This is a genomic window from Caulobacter sp. ALps2 (genome assembly GCF_058681635.1).
In genome coordinates this window covers 1,931,957-1,950,721 of sequence record NZ_CM178743.1, presented here as the reverse complement: position 1 = coordinate 1,950,721, position 18,765 = coordinate 1,931,957, and the positions used below count along the sequence as shown (strand labels likewise).

Annotated in this window: 18 protein-coding genes and 1 tRNA gene; 8 read left to right on the top strand and 11 right to left on the bottom strand. The window is 67.2% G+C overall.

Annotated elements, in window-relative coordinates:
- The first annotated feature begins 169 nt into the window (after nucleotides 1–169).
- Nucleotides 170–1,135, top strand: coding sequence for a hypothetical protein (locus ACW173_RS09345; RefSeq protein ID WP_492084815.1), 966 nt, complete (start codon nucleotides 170–172; stop codon nucleotides 1,133–1,135).
- 262 nt (nucleotides 1,136–1,397) lie between these two features.
- Here the strand turns inward: ACW173_RS09345 and mobV are convergent, their stop codons facing one another.
- Nucleotides 1,398–2,519, bottom strand: a complete 1,122-nt coding sequence (gene mobV, locus ACW173_RS09340; RefSeq protein ID WP_492084814.1) for a MobV family relaxase — start codon at nucleotides 2,517–2,519, stop codon at nucleotides 1,398–1,400.
- Nucleotides 2,520–2,792: 273 nt separating this feature from the next.
- On the opposite strand from mobV, the gene ACW173_RS09335 reads away from it, so the two are divergent.
- Nucleotides 2,793–3,527, top strand: a complete 735-nt coding sequence (locus ACW173_RS09335; protein WP_492084812.1) for a hypothetical protein — start codon at nucleotides 2,793–2,795, stop codon at nucleotides 3,525–3,527.
- A 249-nt stretch (nucleotides 3,528–3,776) separates the two neighbouring features.
- Complete coding sequence (locus ACW173_RS09330; protein ID WP_492084810.1) at nucleotides 3,777–4,895, top strand: tyrosine-type recombinase/integrase; 1,119 nt, start codon at nucleotides 3,777–3,779, stop codon at nucleotides 4,893–4,895.
- A 27-nt stretch (nucleotides 4,896–4,922) separates the two neighbouring features.
- Here ACW173_RS09330 and ACW173_RS09325 read toward each other — a convergent pair.
- Nucleotides 4,923–4,999 (bottom strand) — tRNA-Arg (locus ACW173_RS09325).
- A gap of 253 nt (nucleotides 5,000–5,252) precedes the next feature.
- Here ACW173_RS09325 and ggt point away from each other — a divergent pair.
- On the top strand, nucleotides 5,253–6,992 hold the full coding sequence (gene ggt, locus ACW173_RS09320) for a gamma-glutamyltransferase (protein WP_492084808.1): 1,740 nt from the start codon (nucleotides 5,253–5,255) through the stop codon (nucleotides 6,990–6,992).
- Between the two features lie 79 nt (nucleotides 6,993–7,071).
- On the opposite strand, the gene ACW173_RS09315 is transcribed toward ggt, so the two are convergent.
- Genes ACW173_RS09315 through ACW173_RS09290 form a run of 6 tightly spaced genes read right to left on the bottom strand, consistent with a single transcriptional unit; the run spans nucleotide 7,072 to nucleotide 11,477 of the window.
- A complete protein-coding gene (locus ACW173_RS09315) occupies nucleotides 7,072–7,287 on the bottom strand; it encodes a hypothetical protein (RefSeq protein ID WP_492084807.1) in 216 nt (71 codons plus the stop codon).
- An 11-nt stretch (nucleotides 7,288–7,298) separates the two neighbouring features.
- On the bottom strand, nucleotides 7,299–8,801 hold the full coding sequence (locus ACW173_RS09310; protein WP_492084805.1) for a sensor histidine kinase: 1,503 nt from the start codon (nucleotides 8,799–8,801) through the stop codon (nucleotides 7,299–7,301).
- 9 nt (nucleotides 8,802–8,810) lie between these two features.
- A complete protein-coding gene (locus tag ACW173_RS09305) occupies nucleotides 8,811–9,560 on the bottom strand; it encodes a TVP38/TMEM64 family protein (RefSeq protein ID WP_492085963.1) in 750 nt (249 codons plus the stop codon).
- An 8-nt stretch (nucleotides 9,561–9,568) separates the two neighbouring features.
- A complete protein-coding gene (locus tag ACW173_RS09300) occupies nucleotides 9,569–10,627 on the bottom strand; it encodes a quinone-dependent dihydroorotate dehydrogenase (protein WP_492084804.1) in 1,059 nt (352 codons plus the stop codon).
- Nucleotides 10,624–10,968, bottom strand: coding sequence for a DUF952 domain-containing protein (locus ACW173_RS09295; protein ID WP_492084802.1), 345 nt, complete (start codon nucleotides 10,966–10,968; stop codon nucleotides 10,624–10,626). Before ACW173_RS09295 ends, ACW173_RS09300 begins: the two co-directional genes overlap by 4 nt.
- The gene (locus ACW173_RS09290; RefSeq protein ID WP_492084800.1) at nucleotides 10,965–11,477 is read right to left on the bottom strand and encodes a SixA phosphatase family protein; all 513 of its coding nucleotides are present in this window, start codon (nucleotides 11,475–11,477) and stop codon (nucleotides 10,965–10,967) included. The genes ACW173_RS09295 and ACW173_RS09290 overlap by 4 nt, the downstream gene beginning before the upstream one ends.
- Before the next feature lie 77 nt (nucleotides 11,478–11,554).
- Between ACW173_RS09290 and metX the strand changes: the two genes are divergently transcribed.
- From metX to ACW173_RS09275, 3 genes are read left to right on the top strand one after another with little or no spacing between them, the layout of a single operon-like run.
- The gene (gene metX / locus ACW173_RS09285; protein WP_492084798.1) at nucleotides 11,555–12,703 is read left to right on the top strand and encodes a homoserine O-acetyltransferase MetX; all 1,149 of its coding nucleotides are present in this window, start codon (nucleotides 11,555–11,557) and stop codon (nucleotides 12,701–12,703) included.
- Complete coding sequence (metW, locus tag ACW173_RS09280) at nucleotides 12,700–13,377, top strand: methionine biosynthesis protein MetW (RefSeq protein ID WP_492084796.1); 678 nt, start codon at nucleotides 12,700–12,702, stop codon at nucleotides 13,375–13,377. Before metX ends, metW begins: the two co-directional genes overlap by 4 nt.
- On the top strand, nucleotides 13,374–14,153 hold the full coding sequence (locus ACW173_RS09275; protein WP_492084794.1) for an endonuclease/exonuclease/phosphatase family protein: 780 nt from the start codon (nucleotides 13,374–13,376) through the stop codon (nucleotides 14,151–14,153). The genes metW and ACW173_RS09275 overlap by 4 nt, the downstream gene beginning before the upstream one ends.
- On the opposite strand, the gene ACW173_RS09270 is transcribed toward ACW173_RS09275, so the two are convergent.
- The gene (locus ACW173_RS09270) at nucleotides 14,110–15,621 is read right to left on the bottom strand and encodes a phospholipase D-like domain-containing protein (RefSeq protein ID WP_492084793.1); all 1,512 of its coding nucleotides are present in this window, start codon (nucleotides 15,619–15,621) and stop codon (nucleotides 14,110–14,112) included. The two genes, ACW173_RS09275 and ACW173_RS09270, sit on opposite strands and share 44 nt — an antisense overlap.
- Before the next feature lie 93 nt (nucleotides 15,622–15,714).
- On the opposite strand from ACW173_RS09270, the gene ACW173_RS09265 reads away from it, so the two are divergent.
- Complete coding sequence (locus ACW173_RS09265) at nucleotides 15,715–17,301, top strand: MFS transporter (protein WP_492084792.1); 1,587 nt, start codon at nucleotides 15,715–15,717, stop codon at nucleotides 17,299–17,301.
- Between the two features lie 98 nt (nucleotides 17,302–17,399).
- Here ACW173_RS09265 and ACW173_RS09260 read toward each other — a convergent pair whose 3' ends face one another.
- Both ACW173_RS09260 and ACW173_RS09255 read right to left on the bottom strand, forming a co-directional pair.
- Nucleotides 17,400–17,744 carry a P-II family nitrogen regulator gene (locus ACW173_RS09260; protein WP_010918409.1) on the bottom strand — a complete coding sequence of 115 codons (345 nt, stop codon included), beginning with the start codon at nucleotides 17,742–17,744 and terminating at the stop codon, nucleotides 17,400–17,402.
- A gap of 73 nt (nucleotides 17,745–17,817) precedes the next feature.
- Nucleotides 17,818–18,624 carry a class I SAM-dependent methyltransferase gene (locus ACW173_RS09255; protein WP_492084790.1) on the bottom strand — a complete coding sequence of 269 codons (807 nt, stop codon included), beginning with the start codon at nucleotides 18,622–18,624 and terminating at the stop codon, nucleotides 17,818–17,820.
- Nucleotides 18,625–18,765: the final 141 nt, after the last annotated feature.

The following is an 18,765-nucleotide window of genomic DNA, read 5'->3' as shown; positions in this document are numbered from 1 at the left end:
CGAGCCGGCGTATATGCGTTGAAGGACACTCGCACAAGGTATTTAGCAATCAACACCACAGCACAAAAAAAGTTGCCATTGCTGACAAACTTGCGCAGCTAGTCAGATCTGCCCGTCGCCTACCAGGCGATTCCAACGAGCATTGTGTGCCCGATGGGGGGCGATAATTATGTCAGATGGCGGTTTGCCAGAGGAGGCTCCGGAAGATTCTTCGTCGCAGGCCCTGAGCGAAGTGCTCAATGCGGCTAACGAAGAGCGCTCCGAACGCCTTACCAGAACCCTAAATCAGATTCGCGCGGAAGCTATCTTCGCGCTGAACTGGTGGCGCGCTCAAAATCCTGGTCGCGCAGCGCCTCTTGAGCCCGTTGTGGCTATTCTCTCGGCAAACAACCTCGTGGTTAGCGAGGGCCTTGGCGAGGCTGGCTTTAGATCCGATGCAGAGAACTTCGAAATCCTCTTCAACGCCGGCGTTTTGAGGCGGATCGAAGAGGTCGTGGTTGAGCTCTTCGGGGATGACGAAGCGTTCGCCGACTCTCTTGAGGAAGTGCGGCGCCAAGCCATCGCGCTCTACATTTTCCATGAGATCACGCACATCACACAGCGCTTCGTCGAGCATGAGCTCGCGAAGAACATGAAGGCGGCATTCACCCCCGACGAACTTAGTAAGATTGATCTTGTTGCTGACGTCCGGGCGGCGCACTGCAACGCTCTGATCGCCACCGCTATTGATGAGAATGACGATACCGCGCCCTATCTGGAGGCGTACCGCAACAACCTAATGCTCTCGTATCAGCTTTTGGTACGGGCATTCTCAATCAAGAATGCCGACCATAAGCGTAAGCGAGCTCTTGGATTGCTGACCTGCGTAGTGCTCTGCCAGAGCGCGATCCATGCCGACACGTCAGAAGCCGAGAAACGGGTGGAGTTGGCGGTACGCCCTGCATTTACCTCTGTGGACGAATCCGAAGGCTGTATCGTGGCGCTTACTTGCGGAGCGATGGGATGGGAAATTCTATTCCACGGCCGCGTTTCAACCAATCGGATGACCATACCCGAAATGTGGGATTCCGTAGGGGCGAGCGATCCGAGTGACATTCTCGCGCTACTCAGGGTGGCCTACGAAAAGCTCATCTAGGCCCAATAAGGGTAGGCTGCAGCCTCTGTGGTCGTGAACTGCTGCCTTCGGGCATTTTCGGTCGCGACCTATGCCCAGAGCCAAGCCGAAACATGTCGCAACAAGACATTGCACCTGCAAAAAGTGAGCGAGACGCATCGCGCTGCCTCGCCCACTTCCGCTTCAATCTAGACCCCGGGGGGCTTTGCCTTTCGGCCACCCCACATTACCCAGCGCCCGGCGCTGCGCAAGGAGCCTACGGCGCCGGCAAGGCTTCACAGGCTTACCGCTCCAAATCCCGCCCCTGTCGCCGCTCCAAGATTTCGGCGCCGGCTGACGACACCTTTACGAGATCACCGGCGCGGACCTCCGCCCTCTCAAGCGCGCTCGCCGCCCTGGTCGACAGGATAGTCACCGTTTTGCCGGTACCGCGCTCCTCGAGGGTGATCTGCCACTCTCCGCCGGACCTTGCGGGGGCCAGCCCCTTGAACCAACCCACCACTTCGCGAGCGGTCTCCTTCATCCGATCGGCGGCGCGCCGCAGCGAATGGAACAGCTCTCGGGCCTGGTCGGAATTCAGGCCGTCAAACACACGCTCGAACGCGTTCAGCCGCTTGTGCGCCTTATCGAGCGCTTTCTTCAGCCGGCCAACCTCGCGGGCCTGCTCTCGTTCCCGTCTGGCCAGGTGCGCCACTTCGACGCCCTTTTGCGCAGCCGGCTTCAACTGCTCCACCACGCTTTCGGCAACGCGTGAGGCAAACGCCGCGTCAGTTTCCAGCGTCGTGGTCAGGATGCCCTTTTCAAGCACCTGGCGCTCTTTCGGGAAGTTGACGCCACGCCCGACTTCCGCCGCCCGCGAGATCGCCGTGTAGTATTCCTTGACGGTCTGGTGGCGAGCGACACTGCCCTCAATGCCGCGCTCCAGGCCATGCTCGCGGCCGACCCGTTGCCAGAAGTCGGTCTGCATTTCCGAGAGGGTCTTCTTTCCCCCTAGCCACTTCTTGGCGTTCAACTTGTCGCCATCCCGGGGCACGACGTAGGCGACCAGGTGAGGCGTCTTCTCGTCGCGGTGAACATGGGCGCTGATGACGTTCTCCGCGCCGTGCCGATCAAGCAGCCATTCAAGCGCACTTCGGAAGTATGCAGCGTCGTCGCCTCGCCATTCTGGACTGTGACCGACGAAGTACTCGATGCACAGCACGGCGTCGGAGCGGTACTTGGCCGGAAGCGCCGCGCGGATCGCCGCCAGCGCGCCGGCTCCGGTCTCAGCGCCCCAGTGCTCGTTCGCCAGCTTTAGCGCCGGGTCGGCGTTGTGGGTCTCTCGCTCTCTGAACGTGTGAGCCAGGGAGCCGCCGATCTCACCGAAGCTCTTGAGCTTGGCCGTGCGGAGGATTGCGTAGGCCATGGGGTCACCACCAGCCTGAGCGCAGCGAAGGTGTACTCACTACACCTTTGCTGTCGCAAAGGTCGCTCGCCGGGGCATAGCCCCTGGTCCCCGGCCGCTTCGCGGCTAGGGGCTCCTCGCCCCTAACCCCCGGCAGGAGGATACCCTCCTGCACCACCCCACCACCTTTTGTCGTCCGATTCCGCATGAGTAGCCCAGCCAGTTTCGCCATTTGCATTTATCGCAGATGGGCTTGAGGCCGTCATCTGCGAATGTTACAGATGACGTATGGCAATGCTCTCAGATCTCGTCCGCGTTACCGCTGAGGCGACTGGCGATCCAGAATCGACCGTCACCGTGATAGCTCGCGCGCTGCGTGAAGCTGGCTTCATCGCTACGGGCGGCCGAGGACGTAGTGGTGCCAAGATGTCTGCCAGCGATGCGGCGAGCCTTTTGCTCGGCGTTTGCACCCTGGGCGAAAGCACCAAAGCCGCCGAAACCGTCGGCATCGTCAGTCCTCTGAGGCTCGAACGAAGCGCCGAACTGCCAAATGGCGTGGGCATCTTCCTGGAGGATTACGAGAAAGAGCTCGGACTGAGGCCAGGCGAGACCCTGCATAACTGCCTAACCTCGCTCCTTGAACGCCTTATCGATCCTTTAGAGGCAGCCGCCCCGCGAATTGAGCCGCCGAAAGCCGCTCCGTCCGGAAGACGCTCATTCGACATGACGCCGTTCAAGTTCAGAGGCGACACGTGGCCAAGTTCCGTCGAGCTTGAGATCGCACGGAACACCTATGGGCTGCGCGCCCATCTAAAACTTCGGGTCCGCGGGGGCGAACTACTGAAGTTAACTTTCAGCCCAAACGGCGAGCATTGGATCGTAGATCTAGAGAATGGCGCGCTAGCGAGAGAAAGCCGCGGGAAGCACTCTTCGATAACGCTTCTGCCCGAGGTGGCACATAGCGTCGTCTCCTGTTTGCGCGGCTGTCAAGCCGAACAATCGCGCGATAACGGCGGCATTGACAGATGAGGAAGGCCCGAGCCGATCTGCCACCGTCCCTAGCACCCCGGGGCCTTACGATCGCCCAAGCGGCCGCACTTGCCGGCCTCGGAGAAGCCAGCTTCGCTGCTGCGCGTGCGCGTGGTGAGTATCCGAACCCAACGCTTCCGGGCGGCCGCGTGGATCGAGTGTTGCTGGAACAAGCCATGGACCGTCTCAGCGGGATCCTCACCGAGCGAGAGGTGAACGACCCGCTCGCCGCCTGGGAGAGCCGCCGCAATGCGCGTAGCACTTAGAGGCATAAACACCGTCCGCAAGCGCCTCAGCAGCGGACGCGTGGTGCTATACTACTATCACCGCGAGACCGGCGTTCGGCTTGAAGGAGAGCCAAACTCTCCGGAGTTCATCGCCTCCTACTCCAGAGCCGAGCAGCTTGTACGAGATCGCCACACCACCGGCGTGTTCGCCTCCCTGTCTCGCGATTACATGCGCTCACCCGAGTTCCGCACCCAGCTCGCTGACAGCACGCGGCGCGAGTACGCACGAAAGCTCGCCTTCGCTGAGACCGAGTTCGCGGACCTCCCAATCGCGGCGCTGAACAATCCGCGCGTGAAGGCGCCCTTGATGGCTTGGCGCGCCAAGGTCGCCGAGATCTCCGGCGCGCGCGAGGCTGATTACCGGCTCTCCGTCATATCCGCGATGCTGAGCTGGGCCGTCGACAACGGCGTGATCGAGACCAACCACCTGAAGGGCTTCAAGCGGCTCTATCGCTCGAACCGCGCGGACGTCATCTGGCTTCCCGAGAACATCGAAGCCTTCATGTCCGCCGCGCCCGTGGAAATGCAGCAGGCCCTTATCCTGGCCCTGCACACCGGCCTCCGACAGGGCGATCTCCGAAAGCTCTGTTGGAGCAACTACGATGGCGCGCACCTGACGCTGAGGATCGGCAAGAACCAGCGCGGCGGCGTTCAAGGCCCCCTGGTTCACATTCCCTGCACGCGGGCCCTCAGAAGCATGCTGGACGGCATGGAACGTCGCGCGGCGGTGATCCTGACAACGAAGGAAGGTCGCCCCTTCACGGCGCGCTATTTCGGCCATCAGTGGGAGAAGGCGATGGTGGCGGCCGGCATGGAGACGTCGCCGCTCCACTTCCATGACCTACGCGGCACCGCCGTGACCATGCTGGCGGAAGCTGGCTGCAGCGTCGCCCAGATCGTCGCCATCACCCAGCACTCGCTGGCGACCGCGACTCGAATTTTGGAAGCGTATCTCTCGCCGACCAAGCACCTCGCCAACCAAGCGATTGCGCAGTTCGAGAACGCCAAGGAAACAGAATTTGCAAACCGGCTGCAAACCAGCGCCACCGCGCCGCTATCCAACACCAACCGGAAAGGCTGAAACCCCAATGATTACAAGGGGAGAAAATGGCGCGCCCGGAACGATTCGAACGTCCGACCCTCAGATTCGTAGTCTGATGCTCTATCCAGCTGAGCTACGGGCGCGCATTGCCTTTCGGCGAGGCGGGGGAAGTAGCCCGTCCGTTTCGGGAACGCAAGCCCGGTTTCGCGGATAATGTCGAAAAGTTTGGCGCACCTGTGTTCGGTCAGCGCCAAAGCCTTGTGCGGCTTGGGTTCACAGCCCGCGATTAAGGCCGGCGCCAGAGGATCTGGGCGTGACAGCGCCGCGCGATTGGTGTCCATGGAACGCATCCGGGACGGCGGGCAGGCCGTCCTCCACGTCTGCCCGAGGATCCGTATGCGTCGTCTCGCAACCCTGCTCGCTCTTTCCTCCGCCCTCTCCCTGACCCTGACGCCTCTCGCGGCCCGCGCCGAGTCGATCCCGCTGGGCATGCCGACGCCCAAGCCGGTTTCCACCTCGACGACGGCCAAGGGCATGGTGGCCGCCGCCAATCCGTTGGCGGTCGAGGCTGGCCTGCGGGTGCTGCGCGACGGCGGCTCGGCCGTGGACGCGGCCGTGGCGATCCAGGCGGTGCTGGGCCTGGTCGAGCCGCAGAGCTCGGGCCTGGGCGGCGGCGCGTTCCTGGTCTTCTATGACGCCAAGACCGGCGAGGTGACGGCCTATGACGGCCGCGAGAAAGCGCCCGCTGGCGCCACCCCCGACATGTTCATGGGCCCGGACGGCAAGCCCCTGCCCTTCGTCAAGGCGGTCCTGTCGGGTCGCTCGTCGGGCGTGCCGGGCGCGGTGGCCATGCTGGCCCAGGCCCAGAAGGAACACGGCAAGGCCGCCTGGAACACCTTGTTCAAGGACGCCGAAAAACTGGCCGACGATGGCTTCGTGGTCAGCCCGCGCCTGGCCGGCATGATCGTCAGCCGCGCGCCGCAGGCCTCGCAACCGGACGCGGCGAAGTATTTCACCAAGCCGGACGGGGTCCGCTACCAGGCCGGCGACGTCCTGAAGAACCCCGCCTATGCCGAGACGGTCCGCAAGATCGCCGCCGAGGGGCCGGCGGCCCTGCTCAAGGGCCCGATCGCCCAGGCGATCGTCGACCGCCTGCACGAGGGCGACCTGCCGAGCAGCATCACCCTGGAAGATCTCAAGAGCTACAAGCCGCGCTCGGCGCCCGCCCTGTGCCGGCCGTGGCGAGTCTACACCGTCTGCGTCCCCAATCCGCAGTCCTCGGGCCTGGCGATCATCCAGGCGCTGCGGATGCTGGAGCACACCGACATCGGCAAGCGCGGTCCGACCGACCCGGTCGCCTGGACCCAGCTGGCGCAGGCCGAGCGGGTCATGTACGCCGACCGCGATCGTTATGTCGGCGATCCCGCGTTCGTGACCGTGCCGGTCGCGGGCCTGCTGGATCCCAAATACGTCGCCGAGCGCGCCAAGCTGATCACCGACACGGCCGGGGCCGCCCCGCCGTTCGGCCACCCCAAGGGCGCGCCGAAGGTCGGCGTCGACATGACCAAGGAGCCGGGCGGCACCACCCACCTCGTCGTGGTCGACACCGCCGGAAACGTCGTCTCGATGACCACCACGGTCGAGAGCATCTTCGGCAACGGCCGGATGGTCGGCGGCTTCTTCCTGAACAACCAGCTGACCGACTTCTCGTTCTCTCCGAAGGAGAAGGACGGCGCGCCCGCCGCCAACGCCATCGCGCCAGGCAAGCGCCCCCGCTCGTCGATGGCTCCGCTGATCGTGCTGGACAAGAAGGGCAAGCTGGTCGCCGCCCTGGGTTCGCCCGGCGGCAACGCCATCCTGTCCTATAATCTGAAGGCGCTGGTTGGACTGTTCTACTGGAACCTGAACATGCAGCAGGCCGTGTCGCTGCCCAACGTCGTCGCGCGCGGCGAGACCTTCTCGGGCGACGCCGACCTGTTCGGGCCGGAGATGCTGGCGGCGCTCAATGCGCGCGGCGTCAACATCAAGGTCGGCCAGCTGGAGACCTCGGGCCTGCACGGGGTGATCGTGCGTCCGGGCGGCGTGCTGGAGGGCGGCGCGGATCCTCGCCGCGAGGGCGTGGCCAAGGGCCTCTAGGGGATCAGGCGCGGGCCTGGTGCTCGCCAGAGCGCATTGGCGCTCTGGCGTCTTGCAAGAGGAAGCCCTGATCGTTCGATCAGGGCTCCAGGCCCGCCTCGACCTCGGCGCGGGAGAAGACCTCTTCCTGGCCGTCCAGCAGCAGTTCGGCGTCGGACGCCTCCTGCACGGCGATCAACCCCGCGACACGACGGAGCGCGGTCGGGGCGTCGGGCGCCTCGACGGTGATCTCGTGGATCGGCGCGAGGTCGGGCGAGGCGCCGAGCTTCACGGCGATGGTCCAGGTCGTGGTCATCTGACTTCCTCCTACGAGGCGGCCGCGTCCGCCCGGTCGCCAGGTTCCGACGGCGTCTCCGGCAGCGGGTCGGGAACACCGGCCAGGGTCAGGTCGAACACCGAGCCGCCGGGGCCGGTCTCCACCAGCGCCAGGTCGCCATGATGACCCTGCGCCAGCTCGCGGGCGATGGCCAGACCCAGGCCCGTGCCGCCGCGACGAACGGAGCCGACGAACGGCTGAAACAGGTTGGCGCGGGCCCGCTCGGGCACGCCGGGGCCATCGTCCGACAGCCGCAGGATGCTCATGCCCTCGGCGCGGCGCAGTTCGACGAAGACCTTGCCCTTGCCGCCGCGATCCGGCGCGCCCTCGATGGCCTCGCGGGCGTTGCGGAACAGGTTGGTCAGGATCCGATGCAGTTGGTCCGGGTCGGCCAGCACCTGCTCGCGGGCGTCGACCACGGTCTCCAGGCCCACGCCCTGAGCGGTGAGGCCGGCGTCCTCGGCGGCCATGTCCAGGGCCGGGCGCAGCGGAATGGTCCGCGTCACCGGCTCGGGCTCCTTGGACTTGCCATAGGCCATCACGTCGGAGGCCAGGGTGATGGCGCGGTCCAAGGCCCTTTCTAGACGGGGCAACGCCTGGGCCACCTTGGGGTCGCCCAGGGCGGCCAGGCGGTCGGAGGCCATCTGGGCGCTGGTCAGCATGTTGCGGAGGTCATGATTGATCTTGGCCACGGCCTCGCCCAGGGCCGCCAGACGCGCCTTGGAGGCCAGGGCGGCCAGCAGGTCGGCCTGCATGCGGTCCAGCTCGGCCTCGGCGCGGCCGATCTCGTCGCGACGCTTGGAAACGGTGATGCGGGCGGCCGGGTCGTCGGGATCGCCGCGGAAGGCCTCCATGGCCCGGGTGATCCTTTGCATCGGCCGGACCAGGAAAACGTTCAGGAAGGCGTAGACGAACAGGCCCGCCAGCGCGGCGACGAAGACCGTGACCCCCGCCAGGCGCCAAAAATACTCGACCAGCGCCGCCTTAAGCGGCGCGTCAGGCACCACCACCTCGACGAACTCGGCCTTGCGGAAGCGCGGCTCGGCCATCACCCGGACCATGCTGCCCTTGGGGCTGGTCAGGGTGAAGAACGGCGCGGCCAGCCACGAGCCCGGGTTCTGGCGGCGCAGATCGACCAGATAGGGCGTCTTGAACGGCTCCTTGGGCGGCAGCACCAGGCGCCGCGCGCCCTCGGCCTGGACGGCGACGGTGACCGCCCCGGCCTGGTCGAACATCTGGTTGGCGACCGCGTCGCTGACCCGCAACTCCGGATCGGACTCGGCGATGGTCGAGGCCAGCTCGCCGGCCCGCACGCGGTCCAGCAGCCACTGTTCCTCGTAGGCCGCCAGGGTCGGAGGGACGATCAGAAGGCCGCCGAAGGCCACGACGATGGCGGTGAACAGCAGTAGGCGCGCCGACAGGCCGCCGGGCCACGGAAAGCGTTTCCGGGGCGGGGCGGGCTTAGTCTCCGACGGCGGGACCGTTTCGACCATCCGGGGCGGCTACTTCTCGTCCAAGGGCTTTGGCGACGGCGCGGCTCCGCGCCCTTTGCGCCAATGGCGCCACAACGGCGGCAGAAAGGCCAGAACGCCCATGCCGATGATTGGAAGATAGATCCGTGGCGACAAGAGGGTCTCGGTCGTTACGGGCCCGCCACGCGCGAAGATATGACCAAGTCCCGCGCCGATGCCCGCATAAACGAATGAACTCGGGATCATGCCCAGCACCGAGGCCGGGACGAAGGTGCGGATACGAATGTTCATCAGGCCAGCCGCGACATTCACGACCAGCAGCGGAAAGGCTGGGATCAGGCGCAGGGTCAGCAGGTAGTTGAAGGCGTCGCCCTTGAAGCCCTCCTCGACCCGCGTCAGGAACGCGCCGGGCTTGCGGCGCAAGGCGTCGCCGAAGGCGGTGCGGAAGACCAGATAGGTGACCGTCGAGCCGCCGCTGGCGCCGATCACCGCCGCGAAGCCGCCACCGATCGGCCCGAACAGGAAGCCGCCGGTCAGGGAGAGGATCAGGGCGCCCGGCAGGGAGACGGCCACCGAGCCAACATAGACCGCCAGGTAGATGGCCACGCTTGTCAGCGGCCGTTCGCGCGCGAAGGCCTGCAAGCCCGCGCCGCGCGCCCGCAGCTCCTCCAACGACAGATGGCCGGCCACGCCGCTGGCGAAGGCGACCACGAACAGGATCACGATGACCGCGAGCGGCCCATAGCGGCGCAGAATCGTCACCGCCCGCTCGCGTGCCATGGGGCGCGTCATGGCGCGCCGACCGCGTCCTCGACCGCCGTGAAGCCGTCGGCGCGCAGGCGAGCGGCCAAGTCGCGCTTGATGCGCGAGACCAGGCCCGGGCCGCCATAGACCAGGGCCGAATAGAGCTGCACCGCCTTCGCGCCGGCCCGAATCTTGGCATAGGCGTCGCCGCCGCTGGCGACGCCGCCGGCCCCGATCAGGGCCACGCGCCCGCCGGCGGCGGCGTGAAAGCGCTTGACCACCTGTGTCGAGGCCGTCAGCAGCGGCGCGCCGGAAAGACCGCCGCTCTCGCCGGCATGGGCCGACTTCAGGCTGTCCGGGCGCGCGACGGTGGTGTTGCTGACGATGATGGCGTCCAGGCCCGCGCCGATCACGGCCTCGACGATGGCCTCGACCTCGCCGTCCTCCAGGTCGGGCGCGACCTTCAGGAAGATCGGATAGTCGGCGCGCGAAGCGACCTTCAGGGCCTCGCGGGTCTCGGAAATCCGGCCCAGCAGGTCTTCCAGCGCCGCCTTGGTCTGCAAGGCGCGCAGGCCCGGCGTGTTGGGCGAGGAGATATTGGCCGTGAAGTAGTCCGACAGGCCCCACAGGCGGGTCAGGCCGGTGACGTAGTCCTGGATGCGGTCGCCAGCATCCTTGTTGGCCCCGATATTGGCGCCGACAACGCCCCGCTTAACCTTGCGAGCCGACAGGCGGCGGGCGAACGGTTCGAGGCCTTCGTTGTTGAAGCCCATGCGGTTGATCACCGCCCGGTCCTCGGTCAAGCGGAACAGGCGCGGGCGCGGATTGCCGGCCTGGGCCAGGGGCGTGACGGTGCCCGCCTCCACGAAGCCGAAACCGGCGGCCAGCATGGCGTCCGGAACCTCGGCGTTCTTGTCGAAGCCGGCGGCCAGGCCCACGCAGTTGGGCAGCTCGAGGCCCGCCAAGGTCACGGCCAGGATCGGATCGTCCGGACCAACCTCGCGCGGACCCAGACCCCACTTCAGGCCTCGGATCGCCCAGCCATGCGCGTCCTCCGGATCGAAGGCGCGCAGCGCGCGGGCGGCGATGTCGTGAAGGCTCATGCGAGATGGTCGCCCAGCTTAGGCACGCCATCGGCGTCCAGGTGAAGATCGGTTTCGCTGAGCACTTCGCTCGCCAGCAGCGGGCGGTAGAGATGCGGGAACAGCGCCCCGCCGCGCGAGGCCTCCCACTTGAGGTCCGCGCCCAGGCCCTCGGCCTCGACGCCCAGCAGGACCAGGCCTTGCTGGTCCTTGAAATACTTGGCGGCGGTCTCCTGGGCCTGATCGGCGGCGGAGAGGTGGATGTAGCCGTCCTGGTGATCGACGGCCGAGCCCTCGAACTGGCCGGCGGCCTTGGCGGCGTCCCACTCGGCGCGGGAGAGGATCTTGTAGATCAGGGTCATTCGCCGCCGGCTCCGCCGTTCTCGCTCACGAAGAGCAGGTGTTCGAGGACCGGCGGACCACCGCCGCCCCAACCAAACACCACGACGGTCGAGGTCGGGAAGCGGCCGCGCAGCTTGTTGGTCTGGATCGGCGAGGCGCCGCCCGTCAAGGCCAGGCGCAAGGCCAGTTCGTGCATGCCGGGGTTATGGCCCACGACCATGACGGTCCCGACCGCGTCGCCATGATCCTCCAGCGCCTGGACGATCTCTTCCGGATCGGCGTGATAGAGGTCGCGCAGATGCTCGGGCTTGGCCTTGGGAAAGCTGGCCGCGACCTGCTCGGCGGTCTCGCGCGTGCGGCGGGCCGAAGAGACCAGCAGCAGCTCGGGCGCCAGACCCAGGCCCGCCAGCACTTCGCCCATCCGGGCCGCGTCCTCGCGACCGCTGGGCGCCAGGGCGCGCTCGAAGTCGCCGCCGCTCTGGGCGTGCCGCTCGGCCTTGCCGTGGCGCATCAGGATCAGTCGCTCCATGAGTCCTCCATAGCCGTCCGTCGCCTCGGCAGGAAGCGCGCGGTTGACACCTTCTTCGCATAGCGCTCCAAGGCGACATGGCTGCGCTCGATCTGGTCACGCCCGCCGACGGGGGAACCTGGCGTTTTCCCGCCAACGAGCCCCTGCGGCTCGATTCGGGAGCGGTGCTGGAAGGCCTTGAAATCGGCTACCAGACCTACGGCCACTTGAACGCCGACAAGTCCAACGCGGTCCTGATCTGTCACGCCCTGACGGGCGACCAGTACGTCGCCTCGCCGCATCCGGTGACGGGCAAGCCCGGCTGGTGGACCCGACTGATCGGCCCCGGCAAGCCGCTGGATCCGGCGCGCCACTTCGTCATCTGCTCGAACGTGATCGGCGGCTGCATGGGCTCGACCGGTCCGGCCTCGACCAACCCCGCCACCGGCAAGCCCTACGGCCTGACCTTCCCGGTCATCACCATCGCCGACATGGTCCGCGCCCAGGCCATGCTGGTGAAGGCCCTGGGGGTCGAGACGCTGTTCGCCGTCATCGGCGGCTCGATGGGCGGCATGCAGGCCCAGCAGTGGGCGGTGGACTATCCCGAGCGGGTGTTCAGCGTCGTCGTGCTGGCCTCGGCCTCGCGCCACTCGGCCCAGAACATCGCCTTCCACGAGGTGGGCCGCCAGGCGATCATGGCCGATCCCGACTGGCGCGGCGGCGCCTATGCCGATCATGGCGCGCAGCCCGGCAAGGGCCTGGCCGTGGCGCGGATGGCCGCTCACATCACCTATCTCTCCGAACCGGCCCTGCAGCGGAAGTTCGGCCGCGAGCTGAAGCGCGACGGCCTGTCCTGGGGCTTCGACGCCGATTTCCAGGTCGAGAGTTATCTGCGCCACCAGGGCGCCAGCTTCGTCGACCGCTTCGACGCCAACAGCTATCTCTACATCACCCGCGCCACCGACTATTTCGACATCGCCGCCGGCCATGGCGGGGTGCTGGCCAAGGCCTTCACCCGGGCGCGTGACGTGCGCTTCTGCGTGCTCAGCTTCACCAGCGACTGGCTGTATCCCACCGCCGAGAGCCGCCACCTGGTGCGCGCCCTGACCGCCGCGGGAGCACGCGCCGCCTTCGCCGAGATCGAAAGCGACAAGGGCCACGACGCCTTCCTGCTGGACGAACCGGTGATGGACGCGGCCCTAGCGGGTTTCCTAAGCTCGGCCGAACGCGACCGGGGGCTGACTTGACCCTAAATTCCGAGAGAAGAGCGCGCGAGGACTTCCGCGAGATCCTGCGCCTGGTGCGCCCCAGCTCGCGCGTGCTGGACGTCGGCTGCGGCGAGGGCGCGCTGCTGGATCTGCTGTCCCGCGAGAAGCAGGTCGATGGCCGGGGGCTGGAGATCAGCGCCAGCGGCGTGGCCGCCTGCATGGCGCGCGGCCTGTCGGTGGTGCAGGGCGACGCCGACCAGGACCTGGATCACTTCCCCGATCGCAGCTTCGACTACGCGGTGCTGTCCCAGACCCTGCAGGCGACGCGCAATCCGCGCCACGTGCTGGACGAGCTGTTGCGCATCGCCGACCGGGCCATCGTCTCGTTCCCGAACTTCGGCCACTGGCGAGTGCGTTGGTCGCTGCTCAGCCGGGGCCGCATGCCCGAGACCAAGGCCCTGCCGATGCCCTGGTGGTCGACGCCGAACATCCACCTCTGCACGCTGGCCGATTTCATGGCCCTGACGGACGATCTGAACCTGCGCGTCGACGCCAGCGCGGCCTTCGCGGGCCTAGGCCCGGCGCGGCCGATGAACCCCGCCAGCGCGCTCGAGAACTGGCGGACCGAGACCTGCCTCTTCATGCTCAGCCGCAACGGCGCGGCGCCAATCCGGGAACCTCTGCCCGGCTCGGGCGATCTCTTCGACGGATGAAGACACTTCGTCTCATGACCTACAACGTCCACCGATGCGTGGGCACGGACCGCAAGCTCGATGTCGAGCGTGTGGCGGAGGTGATCGCGGCTGAACGGCCGGATGTGGTGGCCTTGCAGGAGCTGGACGTCCTGCGGGCGCGCACCAAGGGCGTCGACCAGGCCCACCGACTCGCCGAACTGCTGAAGATGAGCTTCCACTTCCACCCGGCCATGACCGTGGAAGAAGAACTCTACGGCGACGCCATCCTGACCGCCCTGCCAGAGCGCCGGATCAAGGCCAAGGGCCTGCCGCTGTATCGCCGGGTGCCAGGGCTCGAGCCGCGCGGCGCGCTTTGGGTCGAGGTCGATGTCGACGGGACCAAGGTCCAGATCATCAACACTCACCTGGGCCTCGTGCCCCAGGAACAGAAGCGCCAGGCCGCCGCCCTGCTGGGTCCCGACTGGATGGGCGCGGACCAGTGGCTGGCGCCTGGCGTCGTGCTGGGCGATTTCAACGCCACGCCCTATTCGGCGACCTACCGGATGCTGCGGACGGCCTTGCGCGACGCTCAGGCCCCGACGCCCAGCTGGCCCCGTCCGGCCACGGCGACCTTCCCGTCCAGCTTCCCGTTCATGCGCATCGACCACGTGTTCCTGACCAAGGGCCTGGAGACGCGCGGCGTCAGCTCGCCGTTCACCCCGATGGCGCGCGTGGCCTCCGATCACCTGCCGCTGGTTGTCGAGCTGGAGATCACGACTGAAGGCGCTCCGGAGGCTTCGGCGGCGGCGCGGTAAGCCGGGCGATGTCGCGCTTGAGGCGCTTGCGGCGTCCCCAAGGGCGCCAGGCGTCGTCGGGCGCTATGGCGTCGCCCAGGCTCCAATCGGCGATGAATTGCTGCACGCCCGAGAGATGACGCGTCGGCACGGGCCGCAGCCGGCGCGGCGGACCGCCTCGGACATCCAGGGCGTTGATGGCCGCCCCCAGCCCGCCTTCGCGTTCGATCGCTTCCAGCACGTCGCCGGTGTCGCGGTCGATGAAGTGGCCGACCAGCCGGCCGAGGAAGCCGCGCACCGTCTCGCGCTCCAGCTCCGAGTTGGCCTCGAAGGCCAGGTCGCACTCGCTGTCCAGGCCGATCGAGCGGTTGTTGAGGTTGGCGCTGCCGATCCTTAAGAGCCAGTCGTCCATGATCGCCACCTTGGAGTGGACGATGATCGGCGCGCCCTTGGGCGTATGCGCCGAGAAGGCCGAGAAGCGTTTGTGGATGTCGACCTCGCGCAGGCGATTGATCGCCGCCGTGCGGGCGCTGTCCATGGTCATCTGGTCGAAATAGCTGGGACTGCGGGCCGGGCCGATCGTCACCACCTCGGGGCCGTCGGGCTCGGCCAGGCGCTCGGCCAGGGCTTCGACGATGATCGGCGAGGTCAGGTACTGGTTCTCCAGATAGATCAGCCGCTTGGCTCGACGGATGGCCGCCAGGTGCAGCAGCATGCACTCGACGACCTCGGGCCGCCCCTGCCAGGCCGCCGAGGTGCGGGCCACGGCGATCGGCATGCGGCGCAGATCCGGCAACAGGCGCTCGGGCCAGGGCGTCTCGTCCGGACGCGCGGGACGCTCGACATGATCGCCGCCCGAGGCTTTCCAGCGGTCCATGAACAGGTCGGCCATCGCCTCGCCCGCCCGGCCGTCGACCAGCATCGAGACCTCGTGGCGGGCCGGATAGTGGCGGCCGGTCGGCAGGCGGCGCAGGGGATTGTTGTCCAGATGCCGGGTGTCGTCCCAGCGGTCGACGCCGATGTCGCCGCCGCTGATCAGCGCCGTGACTCCGTCGATGATCACCGCCTTCTGGTGATGACAGGCGCTGGCCGGCAAGGTGGCGTCCAGGCGGTACTTCACGCGCGAGCCGGCGAAGAAGGCCGCGCCCCGATGCGGACCGAACAGCTGCGAGGCGGCGATCGGGAAGGGCATGTCCCAGGTCAGCACCCGCACGTCCAGGGCCGGATTCAGCGCCGCCTGCCGCCGCAGGATCAGGCCGATGCGGTCGGCGTGGCTGGGATCGCGGCTCCTTCGCACGCGATCGGGATCGAGCCGGGTCAGCGGATCGAACACCCAGGCCAGGATCCAGATCGACTTCTTGGCCGACAGGATCAACGGCTTCAGCGAGTCGAACGCCTCGTCGTTGTCGATGAACAGGGCCACACGATCGGCGGGCTCGACCCGCCAGCAGTTGTATCCCGGTTGAAAAAGGGAAGAGCTGGGACTCATGTCACCCCGGAAGCCATGGAATTCGACAACGCGCGGACCCGTGTTATGGCTCCGCTTAGGGATCGCGTCCCCAACAATCAGAGCTCAAACGCCATGACCACGATCGATCCGCTCAAGGCCCCGCACGTCCTGTCGGATCGACAACGACTCTGGGCCTTCTGGTTGGGCTGCCTGGTGGTCACGGCGGGCGTCGTCCTGCACATCCCGATGTACCTGATGGGCGCGGACATCGGCTATCAGCTGGCCGGCATGCCGATGGACCTCGGCATGACGATCGGCATGCTGATCATCCCGCCCGGCTGCGCCCTGGCCGGCTGGGGCCTGCTGCCGCGTCGCGGTCACGATCCCAGGATCGCCGATGGGGGCGACCACCACACCGTCGACGTCACCCCGCCCGAGGACGCGCCGCTGTCGCGGGCCCACTGGGGCCTGATGACGACCCTGGTCGTGGCTCTGATCATCGACATCATGAAGCCGGCCAGCCTGGGCTTCGTCGTGCCCGGCATGATCGAGGAGTACGGGGTCTCCAAGGCCATGGTCGCCTGGCTGCCGTTCGCGGCCCTGACCGGCACGGTGGCCGGCTCGATCATCTGGGGAATCCTGGCCGACATCTTCGGTCGCCGCGCCTCGATCCTGCTGTCGGCGGTGATGTTCGTCGGGACCTCGATCTGTGGGGCCATGCCCGATTTCTGGTGGAACGTCGGCATGTGTTTCATGATGGGCGCGGCCGCCGGCGGCCTGCTGCCCGTGGTCTACGCCCTGTTGGCCGAGACCATGCCGTCCAAGCACCGGGGCTGGAGCCTGGTCCTGGTGGGCGGCCTGGGCGCGGTGGGCGGCTATCTCGCTTCATCCGGCCTGTCGGCCCTGCTGCAGCCCGAGTTCGGCTGGCGGATCATGTGGTTCCTGAACCTGCCCACGGGGCTGATCCTGATCGCCCTGTCGGGCGCGATCCCCGAGTCGGCCAAGTTCCTGATGACCATCGGCCGGATCGACGCGGCCCACGCGATCATGAAACGCTTCGGTTCGGTCGTGCGCGAGCGCGACGAGACGCCGGTCGAGGCGGCCGACCACCACCACGTCCTGACCGCCCCGCCGGTCGAGCGCCGCTTCGCCGGCATGACGGCCGCCTTGAGCATCGCCGCGGTCGCCTGGGGCCTGGTGAACTTCGGCCTGTTGCTATGGCTGCCGGCCGAGCTGGTGGCCAAGGGCTACAGCATGGGCGTGTCGAGCCAGCTGCTGTCCAAGTCGGCCCTGATCGCCTTCCCGACCGTGTTCGTCTGCGCGTTCCTGTACAGTCGCTGGAGCACCAAGTGGTCGCTGGTCGCGACCATGGTGGTCAGCGCCATCGGCGTTGCGGGCGTGCTGGCGGTCGAGAACGGCGCCAGCCCGATCCTGCCCGTGGCCCTGATGATCATCGGCACGAACGGCCTCTTGGCCATCCTGTTACCCTATGCGGCCGAGAGCTATCCATTGCGGATGCGCGGCCGGGCGACCGGCTGGGTCGCGGCCTGCAGCAAGTCGGGCGGTCTGATCGCTCAGCTGCTGGGCATCCTGGGCGCGGCGCCGGCGCTGAAGGTCGCGGCCCTGATCATCATCGCGCCCCTGGCCGTGGCGGCGCTGCTGACGGCGCGGTTTGGGGCCGAGACGCGCGGCCGGGACCTGCGGGAGCTGGAGCGCTAGAGCATTTTCCGATCCGAGCGGATCGACAAAAATGCTCCAGGTTTTTGATTTAGAGCCCTTTTTGTCCGACTGATCGTTCGATCAGGTCGGAAAGGGCTCTAGCCGGCGATCGCGGCGGCGTCGCGTTCGCCGGTGCGGATGCGCAGGGCCTGTTCCAGGTCCATGACGAAGACCTTGCCGTCGCCGATCTTGCCGGTGTTGGCGGTGCGCTGCAGGGCCTCGATGACGGGCTCGAGCACATCGGTCGGCACGGCGATCTCCAGCTTGACCTTGGGCAGCAGTTTCACCTCGTACTCGGCGCCGCGATAGACCTCGGTCTTGCCCTTTTGGCGACCGTAGCCACGCACTTCGGTCACGGTCAGGCCCGACGCTCCCGCCTCGGTGACCGCTTCGAGCACCGCGTCGAGGCGGCTCGGCTTAATCACGGCGACGATCATCTTCATGGCGGTGTTCCCGGGGAGCGAACGGTTGTTACGACTCCAAGCTAGGCGTCCCGGCGCTTCGCTCCAAGTAAGATCAGACTTCCCGACCGCTCGGCGCCTTATGAACAGGCGCCTTTTGAGCGGGAACGGGTCGCCCCTCGGTATGCCGCGCGGGTGTCGGCCCCGCCGGACTGGGCAGCAGAACGCCCGGCGCGAAGACCCGGGCCCGAGCGCGATGCCCACGCGGCTTGACCGCGAAGGTCTGCTTGATCGCTTCCATCAGGATCACGCCGGCGAAGCGCGGCCAGAGGCGCGCGCCCACCTGCTCGAAACCCTCGGCCCAGGCGGCCGTGGCCCCGAACGGCGGGACATAGAGGGCGCGGGTCCAACCGGCCGGCTCCAGGCCCGCCTCGCGAATCAGGCTCTCCAGCTGGCCGCGGCTATAGGGGCGACCGTGGCCAAAGGGCGTGGTCTCGGCCCCGGTCCAGACGCCGTCGCGCGACGAAGCCGCCACGATCAGCCGTCCCGTCGGGGCCATGACCCGGCCGATCTCGGCCAGCAAGGCGGCAGGATCGTCGGCCTCCTCCAGGGCGTGGACGGCCAGGACACGATCGAACATGGCGTTGGGCAGAGGCAAGGCCGTCTCTTCGACCAGACAGGCCTGGTTGCGGCCGCCGTGCGGCCAGACCTCGACGCCCTGCTGGGCCGGCATGGCGGCCACGACCCGGCGAGCATTGCCGCGGGCCGCGTCCAGGAACGGGGTGGCGTAGCCGACGCCCAGGACGTCCAGCCCGCGCGTGTCGCCCCAAGCCTCCTCGACCTTGCGGGTCAGCATGGTCCGCGCCGCCCGCCCCAGGGGGGAAGCGTAGAAGGCTCTCAAGTCCAGCACGTCGCGGCGCATTGAGTCTCCTCAAGCCTTTCCACCGGAAAGGCTTGATCCTTTAGATGGAGCGCGATCTCATCGCGAAACCGCTTCACACTTTCGCGGATCGCGCTCGCGGCGAGGCCATCCTTGTATTCGCGCGCGCGTCGCGACGATAGA

Bases quoted from the DNA above. Each gene is read 5' to 3' on its own strand.
- ACW173_RS09310 (WP_492084805.1), bottom strand. From the start codon at position 8,801: ATGGTCGAAACGGTCCCGCCGTCGGAGACTAAGCCCGCCCCGCCCCGG.
- ACW173_RS09335 (WP_492084812.1), top strand. From the start codon at position 2,793: ATGCTCTCAGATCTCGTCCGCGTTACCGCTGAGGCGACTGGCGATCCA.
- ACW173_RS09300 (WP_492084804.1), bottom strand. From the start codon at position 10,627: ATGAGCCTTCACGACATCGCCGCCCGCGCGCTGCGCGCCTTCGATCCG.
- ACW173_RS09275 (WP_492084794.1), top strand. From the start codon at position 13,374: ATGAAGACACTTCGTCTCATGACCTACAACGTCCACCGATGCGTGGGC.
- ggt (WP_492084808.1), top strand. From the start codon at position 5,253: ATGCGTCGTCTCGCAACCCTGCTCGCTCTTTCCTCCGCCCTCTCCCTG.
- ACW173_RS09270 (WP_492084793.1), bottom strand. From the start codon at position 15,621: ATGAGTCCCAGCTCTTCCCTTTTTCAACCGGGATACAACTGCTGGCGG.
- ACW173_RS09255 (WP_492084790.1), bottom strand. From the start codon at position 18,624: ATGCGCCGCGACGTGCTGGACTTGAGAGCCTTCTACGCTTCCCCCCTG.
- ACW173_RS09330 (WP_492084810.1), top strand. From the start codon at position 3,777: ATGCGCGTAGCACTTAGAGGCATAAACACCGTCCGCAAGCGCCTCAGC.
- ACW173_RS09290 (WP_492084800.1), bottom strand. From the start codon at position 11,477: ATGGAGCGACTGATCCTGATGCGCCACGGCAAGGCCGAGCGGCACGCC.
- mobV (WP_492084814.1), bottom strand. From the start codon at position 2,519: ATGGCCTACGCAATCCTCCGCACGGCCAAGCTCAAGAGCTTCGGTGAG.
- ACW173_RS09315 (WP_492084807.1), bottom strand. From the start codon at position 7,287: ATGACCACGACCTGGACCATCGCCGTGAAGCTCGGCGCCTCGCCCGAC.
- ACW173_RS09305 (WP_492085963.1), bottom strand. From the start codon at position 9,560: ATGGCACGCGAGCGGGCGGTGACGATTCTGCGCCGCTATGGGCCGCTC.
- ACW173_RS09345 (WP_492084815.1), top strand. From the start codon at position 170: ATGTCAGATGGCGGTTTGCCAGAGGAGGCTCCGGAAGATTCTTCGTCG.
- ACW173_RS09260 (WP_010918409.1), bottom strand. From the start codon at position 17,744: ATGAAGATGATCGTCGCCGTGATTAAGCCGAGCCGCCTCGACGCGGTG.
- ACW173_RS09295 (WP_492084802.1), bottom strand. From the start codon at position 10,968: ATGACCCTGATCTACAAGATCCTCTCCCGCGCCGAGTGGGACGCCGCC.
- ACW173_RS09265 (WP_492084792.1), top strand. From the start codon at position 15,715: ATGACCACGATCGATCCGCTCAAGGCCCCGCACGTCCTGTCGGATCGA.
- metX (WP_492084798.1), top strand. From the start codon at position 11,555: ATGGCTGCGCTCGATCTGGTCACGCCCGCCGACGGGGGAACCTGGCGT.